Raw genomic sequence first — 24,189 nt, 5'->3', positions numbered from 1 at the left:
CACAGGCAATATCAAATACCTGTTTGCAACCAGTTAAGCAGTCATTGAAACCAGTTTGTAGCTGAGTTCTTTGGCTTTTTTGGTTTTACCGGCACGTGAAGGTACGTGGCACAGGTTACATACATAATTCTGGTTCAAATCGTAGCTGTTGACGATGTATTGACCACCGCAGCAATGGCAGACTTTAGTTGTCAGCATTTTGCTTTCGATGAAACGCACCAGTGTCCAGGCACGGGTCAATGACAAGACTGGCTCATCTTGTTGTGCAGCATCAGGATTTTGAACTTGCTGCATATAGAGCGTATAGGCTTTGATAATCGCCTGAATACCATCTACGCCAGCATAATCCACCATAAAACGGTAGATATTGTAGAAAATGGAAGAATGAATGTTTGGCTGCCAGGTCAAGAACCAGTCGGTAGAGAATGGCAACATGCCTTTAGGAGGAGAAACGCCTTTCATTTCCTTGTACAACTTGATCAAACGCTCGCGTGACAATGTCGTTTGGGATTCCAGCAATTGCAGGCGTGCGCCCAATGAAATCATTTGCATTGCCAGTTGAATTTGTTCTGCTTCGTTTACTACACTCTTCTTTTGCATGATAACCCTCTTTTCTATTTCTTATCGACAGATGGAAACGTCTACACTGTTATACAGTGGAGTCCGCAGCTTGGGCAGACATCAGTACTGCAGTATGCAGATGTGCTTGCGCTGGGTCTTTGGAGTAGCTGGTCAACATGCCCAGGATTTCGCTGTCATCAAAACGGAAGCGAGTCAGCAACATATTGGTATTACAGAGTTTCAGTAATTGCAGGTTAGTCAGGTTTTCCAGCAGGTCTGCAATTTCCTTATTAATACCAAGGCGGAAAATCGCAGTGGCTTTGTCAGCGCGGATCAGTTGTTGGGCCAACATCAGATAGTTCAGGTTGGCATCTTTGATTTCAGCGAGTAAATCGTTTTGCATGTTCATGATCTTGTCTCCGTTTTTTTAACGTTAATTTAAGTCCGCCTGAGCGTTAGGCGTACTTTGCGCGCAATCATGAAGAGCAACAATCAGGGTTTGTCGGTTTCTTTTGTAAGACAGACGAAAACAGCCACGTAGGTGTTTGTCTTACAAACCCCTACATGGCAATCACCACAACTATAAATATCAATAAGTTATGGCGTAATTTTAATGTTACACCGCAACAATTTCACGTCTATGTTCGCAGCATTATTCTGATTCCAATTCAAAAAATAATTAAAGTTTTCCTGTTGTATTCCGTAAACAACTGTTTTTTGTCTGTTTAGTCTGCTTTTCAAGCTTTCATAAAAACTATTTGTGCTATCCCGGTTAACGACAGCACAAACTAAAACTTTAGGGTTGCACCTCAAAAAAAACCAACAAACCTCATAACATATTGTTTTAAAAAGAATAATAATTTTATTATTTGCACTCATTAACATCCAGCAAGCCGTAACTGATAGAAAGCGGTCAATAAGCCCTTTTATTCCAGACATAAAAAAGCGTTTTTCTAGCCAATAATCACTCACAGGAAATACAACTTGTGTGTTGTATCTGTGAAACGAAAGAGTCGAGGACATGGCAGCTGAAGACAGCGATATGGAAAAAACCGAAGACGCGTCCCCCAAGCGATTGGAGAAGGCACGCGAAGACGGCGATATTCCCCGCTCTCGCGAACTGGCTGCGTGTGCGGTGCTGTTTACCACTGGCATGGCCATCATGATGCTAAGCCGCCCGCTGGGTGAAGCCATGAAGAATGTGTTGAGACAAGGCTTGAGCATTGACCATGCCATGGCCTTTGAGCCGCAACTGTTGATCGTGCACATGATGAAAGTGGTTGAGCAAGCCTTGTGGGCATTTTTGCCACTGGCCGTGATTATTGTCTCAGTGGCCGTGGCTGCACCGATCCTGGTCGGTGGCTGGGTGATGTCACAAAAATCACTGGTGCCTAATTTTGGCAAGCTCAATCCGATTAAAGGCCTGGCTAATCTGTTTTCCAAAAACTCGCTGGTCGAGTTACTGAAATCGATTGCCAAAACAATTCTGGTGGCGTCTGTGGGCTACACCATCGTTAAAAAAGATTTGCAGCCTATGCTGAGCTTGTCGCAGATGCCTCTTGCCGCCGGGATCAGCACTGTAAGTGACTATATGGTCACCGGCTTTCTGACCATTGCCTCTGCGCTGGTGTTGATTGCCGTGATTGATGTGCCCTACCAGCTCTATCAATATGCGCAGAAACACAAAATGACCAAACAAGAGCTGAAGGATGAAGCTAAAGAGTCAGAAGGTAGTCCAGAGATTAAAGGCCGTATCCGCCAGCAACAACGTGAGATGGCACGCAGAAGAATGATGAGCAATGTGCCGCAGGCAGATGTGGTGATTACCAACCCAACCCACTATGCCGTGGCGATTCGCTATAAAGAAGGTGAAAACGGCGCGCCGATTGTGGTCGCCAAAGGCGCTGATGTGATTGCACAGAAGATCAAGGAAATTGCCGCTGAACATGAAGTCATGACGCTGGAATCGCCAAAACTGGCACGTGCCTTATATGCACATGCCGAGCTGGAGCGTGAGATTCCACAAACACTCTACGCAGCAGTGGCCGAGATTCTGGCCTATGTGTTCCAGCTGCGTGTATTTAAACAGCATGGTGGCGTGCGTCCTGCGATGCCAGCCAACGTGCCAGTACCAGACGCGCTGGATCCACATGCGCTAAATGCCGCGCCAGCAAGTGCGGCAGTGATTGAATAATTGCAGGCTGAGGAGTTTACGATGAACAATTGGCAACAATGGATGGGGAAAATGGACGGACGAGCAATTGCCGCGCCACTCATTATTGTATTGCTGCTGGCCATGATGATCCTGCCGTTACCGGCCATCATGCTCGATGTATTCTTCACCTTTAATATTGCACTGTCTATCCTGGTCTTGATGATAGGCCTGCAAACCACCAAGCCGCTGGACTTTATCGCCTTCCCTACCGTGCTGCTGATGACCACCATGCTGCGCCTGGCGCTCAACGTGGCCTCTACCCGCGTCGTGCTGACTGAAGGCCATGCTGGCCCGGATGCGGCCGGTAAAGTGATTGAAGCGTTTGGCCACTTTTTGATTGGTGGTAACTACGCCGTCGGTATTGTGGTGTTTGTGATCCTGACCATTATTAACTTTACCGTGATCACCAAAGGTGCTGGCCGTATTGCTGAAGTCGGCGCCCGTTTCACCTTGGATGCGATGCCTGGTAAACAAATGGCGATTGACGCTGACCTGAACGCTGGCCTGATTGGCGAAGACGAAGCACGTCGCCGCCGTAAAGAAGTTGGCCAGGAATCAGAATTCTACGGCGCGATGGACGGTGCCAGTAAATATGTGCGTGGTGATGCCATTGCCGGTATTTTGATCATCATCATCAATATTGTTGGCGGCCTGATTGTTGGCATGGTGCAACATGACCTCGCTTTTGATGAAGCGGTTAAAAACTACACCATGCTGGCGATTGGCGATGGCCTGGTGGCACAGATCCCTTCACTGGTGATCTCAATCGCTGCCGGTGTGGTGGTTTCCCGCGTGGCCAACAACGAAGACATCGGCGGCCAACTGATTAGCCAACTGTTTGAAAATCCACGTGTGCTGACCGTGACTGCCGGCATTATCGGCGGCATCGGCCTGATCCCAGGCATGCCACACCTGGCTTTCCTGGGTCTGGGTGGTTTGCTGGGTGGCCTGGCTTATAACGTGAAACAAAAACAGGAAAAAGCCAAACAACAAGCCGTGCTGGAACCACAGCCAGAAGACAAACTGGCGCCAGCCAGCGAAGCCGAAGAAGCAACATGGAACGATGTGCTGCCAGTTGACACCATTGGCCTGGAAGTCGGTTACCGACTGATTCCTCTGGTGGATAAAGGCCAGGGCGGCGAACTGCTCAAGCGTATCAAAGGCATCCGCAAAAAGTTTGCCCAGGAAATTGGCTTTTTGGCGCCAACGGTGCATATCCGCGACAACCTGACCCTGAAACCAAACGCCTATCGCATCACCATGAAAGGTGTAGAAATGGCCAGTGGTGAGTCTAACTTCAGCCAGATGCTGGCGATTGACCCAGGTGCCGTCACCGGCGAGCTTGATGGCGCGAAAACAACCGACCCGGCATTTGGCCTGCCAGCGGTATGGATTGAGCCAGACCGTAAAGAATATGCCCAAAGCCTGGGCTATACCGTGGTCGACGCAGGCACGGTGATTGCCACCCACCTCAACCATATTATTTCACTGAATGCAGGCGAACTGCTGGGCCGTCAGGAAGTACAACAGTTGCTGGACCATATGGGCAAAGACTCCAGCAAGCTGATTGAAGAAATCGTGCCAAAAATGATTACGCTGTCCAGCCTGCAAAAAGTATTGCAAAACCTGCTTAACGAAGGCGTGCATATCCGCGATATGCGCTCCATCCTTGAAACACTGGCTGACCATGCACAATACACCCAGGACACGAATGACCTGACTTCCATGGTGCGTATCAAACTCGGCCGCGCCATTGTGCAGGACCTGTTCCCATACAGTAATGAAATTACCGCCATGACGCTGGATGGCCAACTGGAAAGACTGTTGTTGCAAGCCTTGCAAAACAATCAGTCCAACCAGAGCGTGATTGAGCCTGGCATTGCAGAAAGACTGTCGCAACAAACTGAAGTCGCTGCCAGACAACAAGAGCAAATGGGCCTGACACCCGTTCTGCTGGTCGCTGCCCCGCTACGCCAGGCTTTATCCAGATTTTTAAGAAGAACCGTCCCGCATCTCAGAGTGCTGTCGCATGATGAGCTGCCAGATAACAAATCCATTCGTGTCACCAGTTTAATCGGAGCGCAATAATATGAACATCAGAAGATTTTTTGGCAAAAATGCACGTGAAGCATTGGCGCAAGTCAAACAGGCATTAGGGGACGATGCCATTATTGTCGCGAACCGTAGTGTCAATGGCGGCACCGAAATCATGGCTATGCTGGAAACGGATATTGCATCCAACGCCAGCTCAGCGCCGACCGATATGGGCACGGATCAATCTCGCAGCTTGCTGGACTTTGTGAATGCACAAGGCCAGCCGACTCGCCAGGCAGCGCCGCAAGCGGCGATGCCTGCACCTGGCGTGCAAAATAACACGCCAGTGGCTGAAGAGCCCCCCGCCAATGAAGGTGCCATCATGGATATGCTGAAACAGCATAGCGAACAACAGGAACAGGCTTACCAGGTGGCGACGCAAACACTGGAAGACAAAATGATGGGCATGATGCAGGAAATGCGTCAGATGCGTAGCCATTTTGAAACCCAGATGAGCGCGATGACCTGGCAGCATCACTTGCAACACAGCCCGGCTAAATCCAAAGTGCTGAGCACCCTGCTCTCTGCCAACTTCAGCGCCTCACTGTCACGCCAGATTGCTGAAAAAATGCCACAACACATTGATGTCAACAAAGCACCAATGTGGGCCAAAGAAGTGATTAGCCGTAACCTGCATACACTGGACGACGAGGATGCATTGCTGGACCGTGGCGGCATCTACGCCCTGGTTGGCCCGACAGGTGTGGGTAAAACCACCACCACAGCCAAACTGGCCGCACGTTATGTGATGAAACATGGCACCCAGAACCTGGGCCTGATCACCACCGACAGCTACCGTATCGGTGGTTACGAACAACTGCGTATCTACGGCAAGATCCTGGGCGTAATGGTGCATGCCGTCAAAGACGAAGAAGACCTGAAAATTGCGCTGAATGAACTGAAAAACAAACATATGATCCTGGTAGACACGGTAGGTGTCAGCCAGCGTGATCAAGCCGTGACTGAGCAGCTTTCCATGTTAAGCCGTGCCGATAGCCCAATTCAGAAATTGTTGTGCCTGAATGCCACCTCTACCGGTGACACGCTGACCGATGTGATGCGTAGCTACAAAAAACATGATATCGCTGGTTGTATCGTCACCAAGCTGGACGAAGCCGCAGCGATTGGCAACGTATTGGATGTATTGATCCGCGAACGCATGCGCTTGTTTTACACCACCAGTGGCCAGCGTGTGCCTGAAGATATTGAAGTGGCCGACAAACCAGCACTGATCGAACGCGTGCTGACGCCGCATCAGGCCAGTTTGCCTTACCAGTACCTGGACGAAGAGTTGCCGCTGGTGATTTCCAGCATGATGCAAACGGCTGGCCAGGAGCAGCAACATGTTTAATTACCGCGACCAGGCAGATGGTTTGCGCCGCATTATGGCCAAGACGTCGGCACGGATTATCAGTGTGATCGGCGCCAATGGCCAGGCTGCCACGCCGTGGATGCGCAATCTGGCACTGGGCATGCTCGCCCCTGAGCAACGCTTGCTGTTGATACACGCGAACCGCCAGCCAGCGCTCGCGCACTCATTACAGTCGATTGTGACGCACAACAGTGCACTCAAACGCGCCATTCTCAAACATCCGCAAGGCTATGACCTGACCTGTTTGGCTGAAAATGACCTGTTAACCTCGCCTTTATCTCAAGATTTAAAAGTGCAACTGGACGGTATAGTGAAGCAACTTTCGTACGATTACGATACCGTCATGATAGAAGCACAGCTGGATACACAAGACCACAGCTTGATGATGCCATTGATTGCCGAGCATGAACTGGTGATTCAAATGGACAGATCTGAAGCGGCCATTAAAGCCGCCTATACGACGATCAAGCATATCAGCCAGCAACATGGCCAGATTCCTTTGGGTGTGGTTGTCACAGGGGCCAATCATGATCAGGGTCAACAATACTTTATGCGTTTGAACCAGGTATGCAAACAGTTTCTGGGCGTCACCCTGGACTTTATCGGCGCGATGCCGCTAGAAGAGCCAGCGGGTGCCGCGCAGAAAAAAACAGGCAATGCCAAGACAGAGGTCGCCAAGGCTGGACAGACCGCATTGGCGTTTAAATCAGTGGCACATCGTCTCGAAAAACAACGGATCACCACGCCATCGCTGGCTGTTGCCTAAAGTAAAAAGAGGAAAAACATGTATACCGCTAAAGGCAAGACTCAAAATACAGATCAAATGCTGAAACAGCATAGCGGCTTGGTCAAAAAAATGGCTTATCAGTTAAAAGCCAAGCTGCCCTCCTGTGTCGAGCTCGATGACTTGGTGCAAGCCGGCATGATCGGCCTGATGGATGCGATTCAGCGTTACGAAGATAATCACGGCGCACAATTTGAAACCTATGCGTCACAGCGCGTGCGTGGAGCCATGCTGGATGAGTTACGCGGCGCTGACTGGCTGCCACGCGGCATTCGCAAAAATATGCGCGATATCGAAGTCGCCGTACAGCAACTGGAACAAAAGTTTGGCCGTCCGCCAACTGAGTCCGAGATTGCCAAGCATATGAACTTCACGCTGGATGACTACTATGACGTCTTGAGCGATTGCCAGGGCCACCAGCTGATTTACTACGAAGACTTTCAGGACGACGATGGCGGCGAGCACTTTCTTGACCGTTATGTCGATGATGATACCAGTGACCCTGTCAAATCATTGCTGGAGAGTGATTTCCGCGAGGCATTGATCGACTCGATCGACCACTTGCCCGAGCGCGAAAAAATGCTCATGGGCTTGTATTACGAGCAAGAGCTCAACCTGAAAGAGATCGGCGCCATTATGAGCGTCTCAGAATCACGCGTCTGCCAGTTGCATAGCCAGGCAGTGGCGCGCTTGCGTGCCTCTATGCGCGATAAATCCTGGACCGGAGTGGCCTGATGGATTGGGGCAGTATCGCCGGGCTGGTCATCGCCCTCGCCGGACTGGTAGTTGGTCAAGTCATCGACGGCGGTCACCTTAACTCGCTGATGCAGCCTGCAGCGTTTGTCGTCGTCATTCTCGGCACGACTGGCGCGGTGTTGCTGCAAACCGAATTCAAGCAATTCATCAAAGGCATGCGCATGCTACGCCTGGTGTTTGTGCACCCACAGGACGATAGAAAAAAACTCGCCATTAAAATCAATCAATGGAGCTTGCAGGCACGCAAGGAAAGCGTGTTGTCGCTAGAAAGTTATATCAAGCGCGAGCAAGATCCTTTCGTACGCAAAGGCTTGCAATTGCTGGTTGACGGTACGCCCGCTGACCGTATTCGCGAAGTATGTGCCATTGATATGTACTACTATGAATTACAGGAACGCGAAGCCGTCAAAATCTGGTCGGCTGCTGGCGGTTATGCGCCAACAGTTGGTATTCTGGGAGCTGTACTGGGCCTGATTCACGTCATGGAAAACTTGTCTGACCCGGCCAAGATCGGTAGTGGCATTGCGGTTGCCTTTGTGGCCACCATTTATGGTGTGGCATTGGCTAACCTGGTATTTTTGCCGATTTCAAATAAATTAAAAGGCCATGTCCAGCACGAAATGTCCAGGCGTGAGATGTTGCTCAATGCCTGGGTATCGATTGCCCGCGGGGATAATCCTAAACTGGTCACTGAGCGCCTTGAGTCCTACCTGCACCTGCGGGAGTCCTGATGTACAGACGCCACAAGCTGGACGAGGACGATGAAAGCCACGAACGCTGGCTGATTTCTTACGCCGACTTTATCACCCTGCTATTTGCCTTTTTTGTGGTGATGTACGCGACCTCGACCATCAACCTGAATAAATACCGCGCACTCTCCAGTGCCGTGGTCACTGCGTTTCAAGGCAAACCGGGGCAAACGGATGCACCTGAAGCCCAGACACAAGCCACGTTGCAGAACCAGAGCTCCGTGCTCAAGCCCTTGCCATTAAGCTATTTATATCAAGAGAAAAAGCTGCGCGACCAGGAAAAGGTACGCGCGATCGGCCAGCAAGTGGCGAATGCACTCACGCCATGGATAGAACAGAAACTGATCACGGTGTACCAGTCTGAACTCGGGATTGAGGTTGATATTCAAAGCAACCTGCTGTTTAACAACAATCAGACGAGCTATAGCGCACAAGCACCAGCGATCTTGAATGCACTGAGTGCGCAGCTAAAAAACGAATACCGCACCATACAGGTCGAAGGCCATAGCGATAAACAACTGTTTAGTGGTCAGGCAGATGCAGAAACCAAGCGTTGGGAATTAACGGCAGCACAAGCCGCGCATATCACCGCCAGCCTGGTCGCGCAAGGCATTGCCAGCAAACAACTGACCGCCATCGGCATGGCAGAGACCAAGCCTGTGTCGAGCAGCGACAATGCGCTGGCACAAGCAATGAATACGCGCATGACTATCCGTATTTTAACGGCTGAAAGCAGTGCCCAGCAAACCAGCAATGTGGCTAACAGGCAAGAAATACAGGCTGGTGCAGTGGATGTCACATCACCGTCAACAGAAGCCGCACCTATTTCAGCGCCGGCACCAGAAGCAAGCCAAGAGACAACCAGCGCAGCAACACCATCAGTCCGCTAAACCAGCGCTTCCTGCAACCAGTCGTTAAACTGTTCAATCGGCATCGGCTTACCGAATAAAAAGCCCTGATAGCGGCGGCAGCCGTTATTCAATAGCAACTCCATCTGCTCTTGCGTTTCTACCCCCTCAGCAATCACACTGAGGTACATACTTTGTGCCATGGCAATAATCGTCCGCACAATCGTACGATCATGGCTATCGGTGACAATATCATTCACAAACGAGCGGTCGATTTTGAGTTGATACAGCGGTAACTTTTTCAAATACTGTAGCGACGAATAACCGGTGCCAAAGTCATCCAGTGAAAATTGAATCCCCAGTTGGCTCAGTTCGGCCATGATACGCACGGCGTCATCCACGTTTTCGAGCAAGACGCTTTCTGTGAGCTCCAGGCGCAATGCATTGGGGTTAATCTGGTGGCGCTGAATACAGGCTTTGACCATCGCCACAAAATTGGCCTGGCAAAATTGGCGCGCGCTGATATTGACCGATAAACTCAGCTCGCGGGTATTTAATGAGCGTTGCCAGAGCGCAACTTGGGCGCAAGCCTGGTCTAGCACCCACATGCCGATTTCGATAATCAGGCCGCTGGTTTCAGCCACGGCAATAAATTGCAACGGTGAAATCAAGCCCCGCTGCGGATGCAGCCACCTTAACAAGACTTCTGCACCAAACGGCCGACCGGTATGGTCGACCTGCACCTGGTAATGCAAACGCAACTGTTGCTGGGCGATGGCTTCACGCAGCTCTGTTTCAAGCATGACTTGCGTCGCAATTTCAGTCTGCATGCCTGGCTGATACACACAGGCATGGTTACGTCCGCCCTGCTTGGCTTTATGCATGGCAATATCGGCGGCTTTCACATAATCGGTGTCGTCCGTGCTGATATCGTTAAAGCTGCATAAGCCCATGCTGGCCGTAATCGGCAATTTTTGGCCACTGACTTTAAACGGGCGCTCAAACACCTTTTGCAGTTTACGCTGCATCGATAATAGCTGCTGCAACGCTTTATCTGCGGATGCCGCCAAGCCTGAAAGCAAGACCAGAAACTCGTCGCCGCCCATGCAGGCAGTAAAATGCGGCTCGGCTACTTTTTGTAACCGTTCTGCCACTTGCTGTAACAAGCTATTGCCTGCGGCATGGCCATGCGCTTCATTAATCCATTTAAAGTGATCGAGGTCGATATACACCACGCCCCAATGCGCATCGGTAGCAGGCTGCGCTCGTAATTGCTGCAGCACCTCATAAGCCCTTTTGCGGTTGGGCAAGCCAGTGACAGGCTCCAGGTACGCCAGGCTTTGAATCGACTCTTGTGACAAGTGGCGATCAACCACCAGGCTCATCAGTTTGGTCGCCTGCTCTATCATGGATTGCTCAAGCGCACTTGGCGTTTGTGGCTGGCGATAATAGATGGCAAACGCACCCAGTACCTCACCATCTGCATTTAAGATAGGCTCAGACCAGCCTGCCTGCACGCCTGAGGCCAATGCAGCCTCCCGGTGATTGCCCCAATAAGGGTGCGTCATCACATTTTCGACAATCACCCGCTGCTTGATTGCGATGGCAGTTGCCAGGGAGCCATTACCGGCTTCAAGCTGCAACTGGCGCAAGGTTTGCAACAATGCTTGCGGTAAGGAGGGGGCAATCACGGTTTGTACCAGTTTGCCCAGGTTTTTTGTCAGCACCAGCGCGCAATACACATCGGCGTGCATCGCTTCAATATCACGCACCATTTTCTCTAAAATTCTGACCGCATCCTGTTCTTTTAGGATCAACTCCAGAATAGAAAATTGGAAGCGCTCATAGGCAATCGCGCGTAATTTCTCTTGTTGAAACGCCAAAGCAGACTGCTGTTCATTGGTGATCTCCCGCACCAGCAATAGGCTGCGCGGTTCACCAGTCTCCAGGCTAAAGTAATGGGCACTGCATTCCAGCCAGCGGTTTTGGCTGTCATGGCAGGCAATCTGTATCGTACGCTGAGTAATTTCTGGCGCAGGCTGGGCCAGGATGGATTTAATCGGGTCATGTGTGATCAGTGGCAGGCAAGCCCACAAGTCACACCCCGACTCAAGTGTATGGCAGACCATAACCGAGCGGCAATTGCCGAGAGAATCAGTCTCTGCTGCAATATAAAAACCGGAATAATCGACCAGTGAGCGCCACTGATCAAAGGCGTGACTTACGCCCAAAGAAGCGCCAAGGCCCAAAGAAGCGTTCAAGCGCGCAGAAGCCTCCGAACTGCGTGACGCACTCAAGACCTGACCTGCCAATACCACTGCATTTGGCTCGATATTTACTATAGACATCGCATACTTTCACAACCGCAGTGCAAAATCTAACTGCCGACAACTAGGCACCCTCTGCCCGTCGGTTGTTAAGATGACACACCCCCGAAGAATTTTAGTTGGGAGTCAATCCAGCATTGATTGCTCCCTTTTATATTTACGATGATGTGTCAAAAAGCAAATTGATGTCAAGACAAATTCATGGCTAAGGCCAGACATTAACAACTGTCATCGACGACCGTCACATAGATGTGACAACAGGCGGTCAGAACTTCATTTTCCGGCCCCTTGCGTCACCAGAGGCAACAGCATCAACAAGTAAATCAGGGGCAGTTTGTAGTTACCAAACCCATCCCCCTCCACGTCCTCAAAACGGTAACCGTTGAATAAATCCGCCATACTGCTCCAGTGCTCTGGCCAATGCACGCTGGCAATCGCTACCACGGTCAACACCATCAGGCTGAGGCTAAAAAAACGTGTAAACAGTCCCAGCAGTAGCGCAGCAGCACCGACTAATTCAAAGGTCATGGCAATATTCCAATTGACCTCCGCGGGCAACAAATCAAACGGGAAAGGAAATTGCAAATCTGCAAACCAGTTTTGACCGTGCAGTTTGGCCCACCCTGCTTCACCGAACTCCCAGGCCAAGATCAGGCGCAAGAGCAAACCCGGTAGCCAGTCATTCACCGTGTGGAGCGTTAAAATCAGGGATTGATATTTGAGAACGAAAGAGTGACGAACGAAATGTTGAAACATGGGCGACTGCCTTTCCAGAATTGAAGTTGTATTGCTTAGTCTTCAATCTAGAAAATACCTTACATATTACCGCTAACTTTTTCTATTATTTGAGAAAGGTAGCCAACGAAGTGCTATCAACAGCGCAAATACCAGACTGTAAATCACAGGCTCAGTCACATCTTTTTTCACCAGCCACCAAAAGTGTAGCAACACCAGTACGCCAATCACATACACCAGCTTATGCAAGATTTTCCAGCGTTGCTTGAGTGCTTTTATCGCGCGCTGGTTAGACGTTGCTGCCAGGGGCAAGGTCAGCAACAAAGCAGCAGCCCCCACCAGCACGTAAGGGTGCTTGACGATATCTTTCACAATATCGGCCCAGTCAAACTGGTAATCCAACCAGAGATATGTCGTCACGTGCAGGCAGGCATAAGCAAACATCCATAGCCCCAGCAAGCGACGCACCGCAATCAGCCAGGCTTGTTGCGTGAGATGCCTGAGCGGCGTGATGCTGAGCGAGAGCAGTAAAAACACCAATGCCCAGGTGCCGGTAGAGCGCTCAATAAACTCGACCGGGTTGGCGCCAAGACCATCGGTAACACCCAGGTAAATCAAGCGCGAAACAGGGATAAGTGCACCCAGCCAGATCAGGCACTTAAGGGACTTGATTGCAACCTTTGCTGACCATGCAGAGAACCATTGCGGCATAGTCATGCTAGAAATTTTTCTGTAAATCCATACCGGCATATAACTGCCCTACTTCATCATAGCCATTAAACAACCTGGTTTTAATGCGCCCGGCAAATAAGCCTGCGCCGATGCGCTTTTCGGAAGACTGTGTCCAGCGCGGATGATCCACCTGCGGATTCACATTGGCGTAAAAACCATACTCGCGTGCACTCGCCTTCATCCAGGCGGTATTCGGCATCTGCTCAACAAAACGAATCGTACTAATGGCCTTGGCCCCTTTAAAACCATACTTCCATGGCACCACCAGGCGCACAGGCGCCCCATTCTGGTTAGGCAACACCTTGCCATACAAACCAACCGCCAGAATCGTTAATGGCTGCATGGCTTCATCCATGCGCAAACCCTCGTTGTAAGGCCAATCCAGCACCGGAATACGTGCTCCAGGCATATGGCGTGGATCGTTATAAGAAATAAACTCAATATATTTGGCATTGCCGGTTGGCTGCGCCCAGTCGATAAGCGCTTTGAGCGGCAACCCGACCCACGGAATCACCATAGACCAGCCTTCCACACAGCGCATGCGGTAAATACGCTCCTCCAGCGGTGCCAGTTTCATCAGTTGCTCAATACTGATGGTCTTCGCCTGCTTCACCGCGCCTTCAATCCTGATCGTCCACGGCGTCGGCTTAAACAACACCGCCTCGCGGGCCGGGTCTTCCTTGCCTGTGCCAAACTCGTAATAATTGTTATAGCTGGTCACATCTTCAACGCTGGTCAGCTTCTCTTCTTTGCCATAAGCTGTTTTATGGAAATCCAGCGTTTGTGCCGCGTGCGCCTGCGTAGGTAGTAAAAGACTGGCTGCCGCCACGCCCGCCGCTTTTAATACAGTACGGCGCTGCTCAAACACGGCTTGTGGCGTGATTTCTGAAGGCAAAATACCGCTAGGATTGCGGCGATTGTTGTCCAGTAGCATAAAATTTCCTGTCTGCCTGATTGTGTATGCTTATTTGTCGCATATGACAGGGAAACCTTACAGAGGATTCCAGGGAAAAGGTAAATCTTTTGCAAGTGAGGCGTTAGGACGATAGAACAGGCTTTCAAAAACAAAAAAAGGCGCCCAAGGCGCCTTTTCACTGCGTGCTTAACCGAATTAAGCGCGCTTGCGTTGCACTAAAGAAACAACTGCAAGGCCTGCCAGCAAAAAGCCTAAAGTATCTGGTTCAGGCACGACACTGTTGCTCACACTCGCCTCTGTATTCACACCTAATGCAATAGAACCCAGACCGCCCGGCACTTCATTTTTCACAACCAGTGCCAGCGAATTGAATTCGCCAGAGATCGCAGCAAAGGTATAGCTCAAATATGTCAGGCCGGTACCACTGGTGCTTGTCCATGACCAATCGCCTACATCAACACCATTGACCAGCACATCCCAATCTACTGACGCGCCTTGTGACAGCACATTCTGAGTGACATTCAATTCCAGTTCCAGGCTGGTCGCGCCAAACAGGCCGGATCCGCTAAACGTTTCACTCACTTGATCACCACGTGAAACAGACCAGAAATAGCCGATATCTGTTGCAGACAGAGAGCCGACAGAACTCACCACATTGGAAGTGTAGCTTGGAAAATTAAAGTTGTATGTGGCGGCATGTACCATGTTTGTGCCTGCCAGCATAAATGCAGACAATGCAGCACCTACGATGCTTTTCATAGCGATCGCTTTCATTGAAAATCTCCCCTTATATATACATTAATTAAATTGATGCCGGCGAAATGCTAGTGCATTTTAATGGCAATGTCGAGTGACACTCAGACTAGGTCATCTTTAGTCATTGTTCATGGATCAATATGCAGACATCACGGCGTTGATTGTTGCGCGTAACCTATTTGGTTTTCGCCAGCAACTCATCCAATTCAGCATCTTTCAACTTGGCAACAATCGTCTCAGCTTGTTGTATTAATTGCTGCGCGCCAGCCACATCGCCTTGCGCACGTTTGTTTTCTGCCCGATAAATCGCGGTTTTAGCTTCATAAAATTCGCCACCATTGTCGTGGGCATATTCCATCAGGCGCTGGTAGGTTTTGTCTGCACTCACGTAATCTTTTTTTGCTGAAAACAGCTGACCCAAGGTCAGGCTGGCTTCTGCGTATTGATCAGGGGTACCAGACTTGCGCAGCATCATGACGCCTTTAAGTTGATGCTCAATGGCTTTGTCGCCTTGTTGCAGTTGCTGGTAGGCCATGGCTTCGTGAATGAAACTGTCAGCGCGCTCGTCGTCGTTCATAGCGAGTTTCTCGCCAACTTCAAATGACTTGAGTGATTCAGCGTATTGGCCAATCTCGAAATAAGCTTCGCCAATCAGGTTGTGTGCAATGCGCGCATAGCGGCGCATATTTTGCTGCTCGCTGAATTTGAGGGCTTGCTGGTAGCTTTCGAGCGCGGCGTCATGCACCTTAGCTTCAAGCTGTGCGTTACCAAGCAACATATGGGCAGAAATCAAGTCCAGCCCAGTCGGCTTCAGGCTGATGGCCTGTTTAAAGCTTTGTTGCGCAGCGGCATTTTGGGCCAACCCGGATTGTGCACGGCCTTTACACAGCCAGAACTCTGCCTGGCTGGCGTGTTGCTCGGCGACCTGGATGGCTTGCGCATACTGCTGTTTTTTTACTGCGCTATCGCAAGTTTCCAACGCAGCATCTTTAGCCATTGATTCATTAATAATCAATAAATTAAAAAATACTATTAAAGTTAATTTTGAATTCATATCAAAATAAATCCGATTGGGTGAGTGAGGTTTCTGAGAGTGTTAACGCAGGTGCTTCAATTAAGTCTGTCGGCGTTGCAGAGGGTTGCAACATAGTAAGTAAAGCAGATTCATCCAGCACTGGTATATTCAGTTGCTGCGCTTTTTCCAGCTTACTGCCTGCCTCAGCGCCAGCCACCACATAACTGGTTTTGGCTGAAACGCTACCGCTGACTTTACCACCAACGGCTTCAATCATCGCTTGCGCCTGATCGCGTTTGAGCGTGGGCAAGGTGCCAGTGAGTACAAAGGTTTTTCCGGAAAATGTGGCTGATGTGGTTGTTTTGGCAATATCGGCCCACTGCACGCCAAGTGCCCGCATCGCAGCAATGACTTCACGGTTGTGTGGTTCCTGAAAAAACTGGTAAGCGGCTTCAGCCACAATCGGGCCGACATCGTTGACCTGCATCAGCGCTTCCACATCTGCGGCCATCAAAGCATCAAGATTACCGAAATGCTGTGCCAGATCCTTGGCTGTCGCTTCACCGACATTGCGTATGCCTAGCGCGTAAATAAAACGTGGCAAGGTGGCCTGTTTGCTTTTTTCAATGGCGGCCAGCACATTCTGTGCAGACTTCTCGGCCATGCGCTCCAATTCGCTCAATACGGGCAAGCTCAGGCGGTAAACATCATCCAGGTGATGCACCAGGTCGCGTTCAACCAATTGATCCACCAGTTTTTCACCCAACCCCTCAATATCCATGGCGCGGCGGGAGGCAAAGTGCGTAATCGCCTGCTTGCGCTGCGCCGGGCAAATCAAGCCGCCGGTACAACGTGCCACTGCTTCGTCTTGCGGCCGTACAACGTGTGAGCCGCATTCCGGGCATGTGGATGGCATGATAAACTCACGTGCATCTGCCGGTCGCAATTCAGGCTTGGCAGCCACCACTTCAGGAATGACATCACCTGCCCGCCGCACAATCACGGTGTCGCCAATATGAATATCTTTACGGCGTAACTCGTCCTCATTATGCAAAGTGGCATTAGTCACGGTGACGCCACCGACAAATACAGGCTTCAGGCGCGCCACTGGTGTAATCGCGCCAGTGCGCCCTACTTGCACGGTAATATCTTCCACCACCGTGACAGCCTCTTCGGCGGGAAATTTATGTGCGATTGCCCAGCGTGGTGCACGTGAGACAAAACCGAGTGCATCCTGCAGGCTAAAAGCGTTCACCTTGTAGACCACGCCATCAATATCAAATGGCAGGCTACTGCGTTTGGCGCCAATCTCTGCATAATAGTCACGCAAGCCTTGCGCACCAGTTTTAACGCCGCGTAATTCAGAGACAGGGAAGCGTAAATCGGCCAGGTATTGCATCGCCTCAGCATGCGAATGCAACGTAGGCACGCCTTCACTAGCCCCCAGGCCATAAGCAAAGAAATGCAAGGGGCGCTTGGCGGTAATATTTGAGTCTAACTGGCGCAGGCTGCCTGCTGCGGCATTACGTGGATTGGCAAATAGTTTGCCACCTGCAGCCGCTTGTTGCTGGTTTAGCTTTTCGAAGTCTTTTTTCAGCATGAGCACTTCACCGCGAACCTCAAGCAATGCGGGTGGATGTGCAATATTCAGGCGACTGGGGATGGCACGGATGGTTTTCAGGTTATGTGTCACATTCTCACCGGTATACCCATCGCCACGCGTCGCGCCTTGTACAAACACGCCATGCTCGTAAGTCAGCGTGATCGCCAGGCCATCGAATTTTGGTTCCACTGCGTAGTCTACTTGCGACTGGTCTGCGCCTTCACGTACACGCCGGTCAAATGCCTCTAGCTCTTCGTCACTAAAGGCGTTATTGAGCGACAGCATGGCCTGCCGGTGCTGCACACTGTCGAATGCAGCCAGCGCCAGGCCACCTACACGCTGGCTGGGCGAATCTGCCGTAATCAGTTCGGGATATTGCTGCTCAAGATCAAGCAGCTGGCGGTAAATGCCGTCATACTCATTATCACTGACCAGCGGCGCATCAAGCACATAGTAGTGATAATCGTATTCGGCAATGCGCTGCTTAAGCTGTTGTAAAAGCAGCGCAGCTTCTTGAGCTGGCATATTAAGAGAACAGGCGTTTGGCGTGGCTGCTGCCAGGGGTGATTCCCTGCGCAGCCATGGCATTGGAGATATTTTTCAGTTGCTGGCGGATCTTATCCAGCTGTGCATCGCCGATGGCCTTGCGGTTAACATCAATCATGCTGGCACTTAAACTGCTCGCCATGCTTTCAGCAATATCCACCATATGGTCAAACACACGCAAGCTATTTGGCGTGGTCGGGATATCCAGCTGGAAGGTGACACCAGTCATCACGGCCGTTTTCAGCATATCCGCCGAAAACGGTTTACCTTCATAGTTACGCACAGAGAACTCCAGCTGGCCTTCTGTGTTGAATGACTCAAAGCGGCCATCTACACTCAGTTGCATACCACAAGCCTCGGCCAGGCCACGTAACTTGGTCGCGTGGAACATGCCCTGATTAGCCAGTACATGAAATTCGACTGCTTTATCGACTTCAATACAAAATGCGTCAATAGATTGCGATTGTTGTGACGGCTCGTAACCGCCTTGCCAGTGCACAGTGAGTCCAAGCGCACGCGCCAGGGTTTCCATGGATTTCTGGAATCGTTTAAGGGTTTCTTCATCCACCGGGCCACCACGGTCGGCCAACTGCAAACTACAGGCAACCTGGCTGGCGGGTGTCTGGTCTTGCAGGGCTTTGGCATCCAGGGCCAACACATCCTGCCAGTCACCGGTGGTAGAGCTTTGCGCCCACAACGTTGCATGTTGCGGAAAGGTTCTGACTTCAGCTTGCATGTCTTCTAGCTCTGCCAGCATCACGCCCAACGGTGCATCGATTAGCCCGACCCAATCCATGGATGTGTGTACCGCTGCTGGCAGCACAGACTCTTCAATGTGCGCAGCCATAACTGACTCATCTTCATCATCTACTGAAGGCTCTTCAGGAAAATCTAAAGTAGGCTGTTCAAAGGCTGGTTGCTGAATGTCATCAAAAGATTGCGCGACAGGGGCGCTTGCCTCAGGCTTGGCTGAAATAACCGGTTCGACCTTCACAGGCTCAATCCTGGCAGGCGCTACCTTGGCTGGCGTCACTTTTGAAGACGCAGCGATTGCCGCTTCACCAGGCTGCTTGTTTAAATTTAAGCCATTTTTATCGAAACTTGCCGTTGTCGCTGCATTAATTCTGGCTTTGGCGGATTCACCTACCGTGAAGTCAGGTTCAACTTTGGCCGACTGGCGCACGCGTGGCTCAGACATCCAGCCTTCGACGTCTTCCGAAACCTCACTTTTATCAGTGCTGGCTTTTTTAAGTGGCTCTTTTTTCAAACCATCTGCTTTAGCAGCATCACTGGTTTTCACAGAAGAAGTGTCGCTATCCAGCACATCACCACGGGTATGGCTAAAACGATATTCAACATCTCTGCGATATTTTTTTTCCTGCCACCAGTTAAAAACCACCACTGCCAGAACGATGCTGACTCCAAGCAACACCAATATCATCCACAAATCAGACATGTGACCTTACAATCCTTAATAACGCTTGCATAATAATACAACAAAACTGGCATTAAGCCGCATGCATGCGTATCGCTTCATCGATATCCACATCGACAATTCGCGATACACCAGACTCCTGCATGGTGACCCCAATCAACTGTTGTGACATCTCCATGGTGATTTTGTTATGCGACACAAACAGGAATTGCGTTTTTTCTGACATCACACGCACCAACTGGCAAAAACGCTCAGTATTACTGTCATCCAGCGGCGCATCCACTTCATCCATCAGGCAAAATGGCGCCGGATTTAATCGAAACAAGGCAAACACCAGCGCCATCGCCGTCAGTGCTTTTTCGCCGCCGGAAAGTAGTTGTATCGTCGTGTTTTTTTTGCCTGGCGGCTGCGCAAACACCTGTACACCAGTATCCAGAATCTCGTCACCAAGTAATTCAAGTTTGGCATTGCCGCCATTGAACAAGGTCTGGAACAACTCGCCAAAATTGCGGTTGGCTTCATCGAAGGTCGCACGCAGCTTGCCGCGCGTTTCCCTGTCGATTTTCTGAATGGCCTCTTCCAGCGTTTCACTGGCAGTCAGCAAATCTTTTAACTGGCTATCCAGGTAAGCTTTGCGCTCTTTCTCCACCGACAACTCTTCAATCGCCGCCATATTGACTGGCCCCAACTGCTGTATCTGTTGCTGTAGTTTTTGGGTATTTTGCGCCAAGGCCTGCGCCTGGCTATCCAAGTCCAAGCCTTGCTGAATCAGCACCTCATCCAGACCGGTGTCAGCCAAAGCGGACTGGCATTGCTCCACTTGCAGGCGGCACTCCTGCTGTTTAAGGCGGCGTTGTTCTACGGCATCCCGCAGTGGATGCAATTGCTGCTCGATTTGCAATCGATGCCGCTCTTGCGCCTGTAATGCACTTTCCTGCTCGGCAGACTGGTTTCGCGCTTGCGCAAGTGCCTGTTCACAGGTGTGCTGCTGCGTCAACGCGTGGGCCAGATTGGCCTTGAGCGCCTCCATATTACTAATCGCCAGTGCCTGCTCAGTTTCAAGCAGGCGATGCTGCAAGTGCTGGCTTTCCTGTTCGTTCTGCGTCAATCGCTGTTGTAAATCGCCCACCGCATTTTTAAGCAGTGTTTGCTCAAACACTTGTGACTGATGTGCTTTTTCGGCCTGCTGTACACTATCACGCAAATTAAAATAGGTTTGCTCGGCCTGCTGTTTTTGTGCCTGCGTTTCACGCGCGGTTTGCTCTAGCTCGGCAAATTGTGCTTGATGTTTGGCAATCGTTGCCTGCGCCTGTGCAACTTCCGCATTCAGTCCAGCCTGGCGGCTTTCAGCCTGTGCAATATCTTGTTGCAAGGCGGTCTGGCGGCGCAAGGCATTATCATGCGCCTGTTGCAGGCGTGATACCTGCAGTTGCGCTTCGTGCATGCTGCTCGTTAGCTGCTTAATACGCTGGTGACTTTGCTGTTGTTGCTGGCGCGTTGCCTGCAAACTGGTTTCCAGTAATTGTACTTGCTGCTGCGCAGCTGTGACGTCGTCTTGCGACTGGCTCAAACCTGCCTGCAATGTATCCAATTGCTGCTGACGCTCTAGCACGCCTTGCATTTGATTTTGGCGTCCATGAAAAACGGCACTATATCGCTGGTAAACATCGCCATTTTTGGTCAGCAAGCTTACCCCTGCTGGCAATGTGGCTTGATAATGCGAAAGTTGCTGCACGTCATCCAGCACATAAACCCCAGCCAGCCAGTGCTGCAAGGCCGCAGAGACTTCTGCTTGCTTGATCGTCAATAAACTATACAGACTAGGCAAACCATGCCATTGCTCTGGCAATATTTCAGTCGCGATCGCCGCTTGGGCAACGGCCAAAGCCGCTTGCGGATGCGGCAATTGCGACCAGTCAGGGTGATTTTCCGGTAATACCGCATTTAACTTATGCCCCAGGAACACCTCCAGGGCGGGCTGCCACTGGCTATCAAGCTGTATCGCCTGCCACAAGCGCGGCGCTGATTGCATGCCTGTCTTTTGCAGCCACGGACCTAATTGCTGATCCTGCTTCATACTTTGCTGCAATTTGTGCAGCGACTGAATCTCGGCTTCTAATTGATGCAGCGCGCGTTGGGCCTGTTGCCAGTCATGGCGCGCCTGCTGCAAGGCCTGTTGCTGCGTATTTTCTTCTGTACGCAAATGTACCAATTGCAGCTCGTCATGCTGCAAGGCCGCTTGCTGCTCAGCTAACTGCTGCTGATGCGCGCCCAAGGCCTGCATGTCCGGCAAGGCCCACTGCCCCAGTTCATTCTGCAATTGCTGTAAACGTTGCGCGACTTCAGCCAGGTTACGCTGGATAAAATTCACATTATTTTGTTCCAGCTGCATGTGCTGGCGGCTTTGCTGTACGGCTTGCTGTGCCTGGTTCGCAGCTTGCTGAACCACCTGCAATTGGCTCGCTTGCTCTGGCAAGCCTTGCTGCATACTGTTCAAATCAAACGCATGCTGCGCTACCGAGTTTTCGCTTATGCTCAGTGCACTATTTTTTTCTACCAGCTGCATTTGTAGCTGTTTGTGCTGCTGCGCCCTGTGCTCCATCTGCCGCAATAATTGCTGCTGTTCTTGCAACAAGCGATCCCGCGCCTCTTCAGATTGCTTCACCTGCAGCCCAAGGGTGGAGACCTGCGAATTCGCCTCATAAAATGCGGCTTGTGCGGTATGTAACTGATTGGAAGTTTCCTGATGTTGCTGGCGTAACTGCTCAAGCTGCAGCTCGTGATTGCGCAAGCTGGCCATTTGCGCCTCTAAGGCATTCACGGCTTGTTCAACCGCTTGTGAGGCCGTTTCATGTGCTAATACGGCGTCGCGTTTACGTAGCCACCACCATTGCGCCTCGGCTAATTGATGTGCCTGTTGCAAAGCCTGAAATTTTTGCGTCACTAACGCCTGCGCTTCCAGCTTGATAATTTGCTTGTTCATTTCACGCGAAATATCTTCTACGCGTTCAAGATTTTCACGCGTATCCCGCAAACGCAGCTCAGTCTCACGCCGGCGCTCTTTATATTTGCTGATGCCGGCGGCCTCTTCCAGAAATACACGCAACTCTTCCGGCCTGGCTTCTACAATCCGTGAAATGGTGTTTTGACCGATAATGGCATAAGCACGCCCGCCCAGGCCAGTGCCTAAAAACAAATCAGCGACATCGCGTCGGCGCACTGCAATATTATTGATGTAATAGGTCGAGCCCTTATCGCGCTCAATCACCCGTTTGACGGAGATTTCGGCATATTGGCTCCATTCGCCATTGGCGCCACCCAGGCTATTATCGAAAATCAGTTCAACACTGGCCCGAGAGATCGGCTTTCGATTGGACGAGCCATTAAAAATAACGGCATCCATGGCGTCGGCACGCATTTCCTTGGCAGACGACTCCCCCAGCACCCAGCGCACTGACTCCATGACATTCGATTTGCCACAGCCATTGGGGCCAACCACACCCACACGTTGCCCATGCAGATGTATGGTGGTCGGATCGACAAAAGACTTGAACCCCGCCAGTTTTAAATGAGTCAGACGCAAAGTAAGAAAACCGCTTATAAGAATTTGAATGGTTGCTTAAGCGGTATAATACCCATTTTTATCAAGAAACAATCAACAAACATGAGTGCAATGAACGAACATTTACTCGGTGGCAAGCCAACAGCCCAAGCGGCAAAGACGCTGGAGACTTTTGATAACCCGAATCCTAACCGCGATTTTCATATTCATATGGAAGTGCCGGAATTTACCTGCCTGTGCCCGAAAACCGGTCAGCCTGACTTCGCGGTGATTTACCTGGACTATATTCCTAACAAATTGTGCGTGGAATTAAAGAGCCTCAAACTGTATATGTGGTCATTCCGTGACGAAGGCTGTTTTCATGAAGCCGTTACCAACCAGATTCTGGATGACCTGGTCAGCGCGATCGATCCGAAATTCATGCGCGTGACTGCCAAGTTTTATGTGCGTGGCGGAATTTTCACCAATGTGGTGGCAGAACACCGCGCAGCCGGCTGGCAGCCTCAGCCATATGTAGAGTTATCGCAATTTTCTGCGCAAAGTAATATCCGCGGATAAAAGCTTAAAGCGAAGAAATATCAAGCCCGGCCTGCCGGGCTTTTTATCGCCATGTGATATCACACAAGAATCTAGCATCCCCTTTATACGTTCAGGCGTATCTTCGCAATACGCATAAAAAAGCCCCACATTAAGTGAGGCCTTTTATTTCAGCTGACTACTCAGGACTATTTCTTTCTAGCCACGATCACGCCAATCAGCCCTAAACCCATGGCAATCAAGCTCATGCTTTCGGGTTCTGGTACGGAGAGTGGCTCAGAGGCTGCATAAGCCACCGTTGAAATCAGCAGCCCTGCAAGTAAGGTTATTTTCGATAGCATATTTATTTCCTTCTATTTTTATGAATGCCGAATCCCATCATGGGTGCACGTTAATAGCATTAACGTTCGATAAGCCTTAAATCTTTAATAGTTAGCGTCAAAGATATGTTGAGTATCAGTTTGAGATATAACTTCACTCCAACAAAACAGGATGTGTCATACATGAGCCCATACGGAGAAATCCCGAGGACTTTTTGTATAACATTGCTATTGAGAATAGTATTAAGAAATAAAACAGATTTTTCGCATATGTGCGATACATCAGCACATATGGATTTTCTACATAATTGAATTTACTGCTAGAA

20 protein-coding genes are annotated in these 24,189 nt (G+C 50.5%); 8 read left to right on the top strand and 12 right to left on the bottom strand.

Translation table 11 applies throughout. The features are described from left to right. Nucleotides 1-33 precede the first annotated feature (33 nt). Both flhC and flhD read right to left on the bottom strand, forming a co-directional pair. Nucleotides 34-600, bottom strand: a complete 567-nt coding sequence (gene flhC / locus OH31_RS06555) for a flagellar transcriptional regulator FlhC (RefSeq protein ID WP_019882295.1) — start codon at nt 598-600, stop codon at nt 34-36. Between the two features lie 49 nt (nt 601-649). Then, nucleotides 650-970: a flagellar transcriptional regulator FlhD gene (gene flhD / locus OH31_RS06550; protein WP_019882294.1), complete on the bottom strand. Its 321-nt coding sequence runs from the start codon at nt 968-970 to the stop codon at nt 650-652. Between the two features lie 612 nt (nt 971-1,582). Between flhD and flhB the strand changes: the two genes are divergently transcribed. The 7 genes from flhB to OH31_RS06510 are packed head-to-tail and all read left to right on the top strand — an operon-like array spanning nt 1,583 to nt 9,421. Further along, nucleotides 1,583-2,755, top strand: a complete 1,173-nt coding sequence (flhB, locus tag OH31_RS06540) for a flagellar biosynthesis protein FlhB (RefSeq protein WP_019882293.1) — start codon at nt 1,583-1,585, stop codon at nt 2,753-2,755. Between the two features lie 21 nt (nt 2,756-2,776). Beyond that, complete coding sequence (gene flhA, locus OH31_RS06535) at nt 2,777-4,864, top strand: flagellar biosynthesis protein FlhA (RefSeq protein ID WP_024930095.1); 2,088 nt, start codon at nt 2,777-2,779, stop codon at nt 4,862-4,864. Between the two features lies 1 nt (nt 4,865). Beyond that, entirely contained in the window at nt 4,866-6,221 is a 1,356-nt protein-coding gene (gene flhF, locus OH31_RS06530) for a flagellar biosynthesis protein FlhF (RefSeq protein WP_024930094.1), read from the top strand. After that, nucleotides 6,214-7,008, top strand: coding sequence for a hypothetical protein (locus OH31_RS06525; protein ID WP_024930093.1), 795 nt, complete (start codon nt 6,214-6,216; stop codon nt 7,006-7,008). Before flhF ends, OH31_RS06525 begins: the two co-directional genes overlap by 8 nt. A gap of 18 nt (nt 7,009-7,026) precedes the next feature. Further along, nucleotides 7,027-7,761 carry an RNA polymerase sigma factor FliA gene (locus OH31_RS06520; RefSeq protein ID WP_019882288.1) on the top strand — a complete coding sequence of 245 codons (735 nt, stop codon included), beginning with the start codon at nt 7,027-7,029 and terminating at the stop codon, nt 7,759-7,761. Next, complete coding sequence (locus OH31_RS06515) at nt 7,761-8,513, top strand: flagellar motor protein (RefSeq protein WP_019882287.1); 753 nt, start codon at nt 7,761-7,763, stop codon at nt 8,511-8,513. Before OH31_RS06520 ends, OH31_RS06515 begins: the two co-directional genes overlap by 1 nt. Continuing rightward, nucleotides 8,513-9,421, top strand: a complete 909-nt coding sequence (locus OH31_RS06510; RefSeq protein ID WP_024930092.1) for a flagellar motor protein MotB — start codon at nt 8,513-8,515, stop codon at nt 9,419-9,421. Before OH31_RS06515 ends, OH31_RS06510 begins: the two co-directional genes overlap by 1 nt. On the opposite strand, the gene OH31_RS06505 is transcribed toward OH31_RS06510, so the two are convergent. The 9 genes from OH31_RS06505 to smc all read right to left on the bottom strand — a co-directional run bounded on the left by OH31_RS06505 (nt 9,418) and on the right by smc (nt 23,027). After that, nucleotides 9,418-11,727, bottom strand: coding sequence for a bifunctional diguanylate cyclase/phosphodiesterase (locus OH31_RS06505; RefSeq protein WP_024930091.1), 2,310 nt, complete (start codon nt 11,725-11,727; stop codon nt 9,418-9,420). The genes OH31_RS06510 and OH31_RS06505 overlap by 4 nt on opposite strands. Before the next feature lie 252 nt (nt 11,728-11,979). Continuing rightward, complete coding sequence (locus OH31_RS14385) at nt 11,980-12,462, bottom strand: DoxX family protein (RefSeq protein WP_036298763.1); 483 nt, start codon at nt 12,460-12,462, stop codon at nt 11,980-11,982. A 72-nt stretch (nt 12,463-12,534) separates the two neighbouring features. Next, nucleotides 12,535-13,158, bottom strand: coding sequence for a protein-methionine-sulfoxide reductase heme-binding subunit MsrQ (locus OH31_RS06495; protein ID WP_024930090.1), 624 nt, complete (start codon nt 13,156-13,158; stop codon nt 12,535-12,537). A gap of 1 nt (nt 13,159) precedes the next feature. Continuing rightward, a complete protein-coding gene (gene msrP / locus OH31_RS06490) occupies nt 13,160-14,107 on the bottom strand; it encodes a protein-methionine-sulfoxide reductase catalytic subunit MsrP (RefSeq protein ID WP_024930089.1) in 948 nt (315 codons plus the stop codon). Nucleotides 14,108-14,284: 177 nt separating this feature from the next. Next, nucleotides 14,285-14,848 carry a PEP-CTERM sorting domain-containing protein gene (locus OH31_RS06485; RefSeq protein ID WP_235273291.1) on the bottom strand — a complete coding sequence of 188 codons (564 nt, stop codon included), beginning with the start codon at nt 14,846-14,848 and terminating at the stop codon, nt 14,285-14,287. 172 nt (nt 14,849-15,020) lie between these two features. Beyond that, nucleotides 15,021-15,842 (bottom strand): hypothetical protein, encoded by an 822-nt coding sequence (locus OH31_RS06480; RefSeq protein ID WP_024930087.1) that lies wholly within the window; start codon nt 15,840-15,842, stop codon nt 15,021-15,023. A gap of 58 nt (nt 15,843-15,900) precedes the next feature. Further along, nucleotides 15,901-17,988 carry an NAD-dependent DNA ligase LigA gene (gene ligA, locus OH31_RS06475; RefSeq protein ID WP_024930086.1) on the bottom strand — a complete coding sequence of 696 codons (2,088 nt, stop codon included), beginning with the start codon at nt 17,986-17,988 and terminating at the stop codon, nt 15,901-15,903. A gap of 1 nt (nt 17,989) precedes the next feature. Further along, a complete protein-coding gene (locus OH31_RS06470) occupies nt 17,990-19,465 on the bottom strand; it encodes a cell division protein ZipA C-terminal FtsZ-binding domain-containing protein (RefSeq protein ID WP_024930085.1) in 1,476 nt (491 codons plus the stop codon). Between the two features lie 52 nt (nt 19,466-19,517). After that, complete coding sequence (smc, locus tag OH31_RS06465) at nt 19,518-23,027, bottom strand: chromosome segregation protein SMC (protein WP_024930084.1); 3,510 nt, start codon at nt 23,025-23,027, stop codon at nt 19,518-19,520. A gap of 90 nt (nt 23,028-23,117) precedes the next feature. Between smc and queF the strand changes: the two genes are divergently transcribed. Further along, entirely contained in the window at nt 23,118-23,564 is a 447-nt protein-coding gene (gene queF, locus OH31_RS06460) for a preQ(1) synthase (protein ID WP_019882272.1), read from the top strand. Nucleotides 23,565-23,731: 167 nt separating this feature from the next. On the opposite strand, the gene OH31_RS14735 is transcribed toward queF, so the two are convergent. Beyond that, nucleotides 23,732-23,884 (bottom strand): PEP-CTERM sorting domain-containing protein, encoded by a 153-nt coding sequence (locus OH31_RS14735; RefSeq protein WP_081755130.1) that lies wholly within the window; start codon nt 23,882-23,884, stop codon nt 23,732-23,734. Between the last annotated feature and the right edge of the window lie 305 nt (nt 23,885-24,189).

Origin of the sequence: Methylophilus sp. OH31 (assembly GCF_000576615.1) — a bacterium.
Taxonomy (GTDB): domain Bacteria; phylum Pseudomonadota; class Gammaproteobacteria; order Burkholderiales; family Methylophilaceae; genus Methylophilus.
This window is presented reverse-complemented; position numbering and strand designations above follow the sequence as displayed.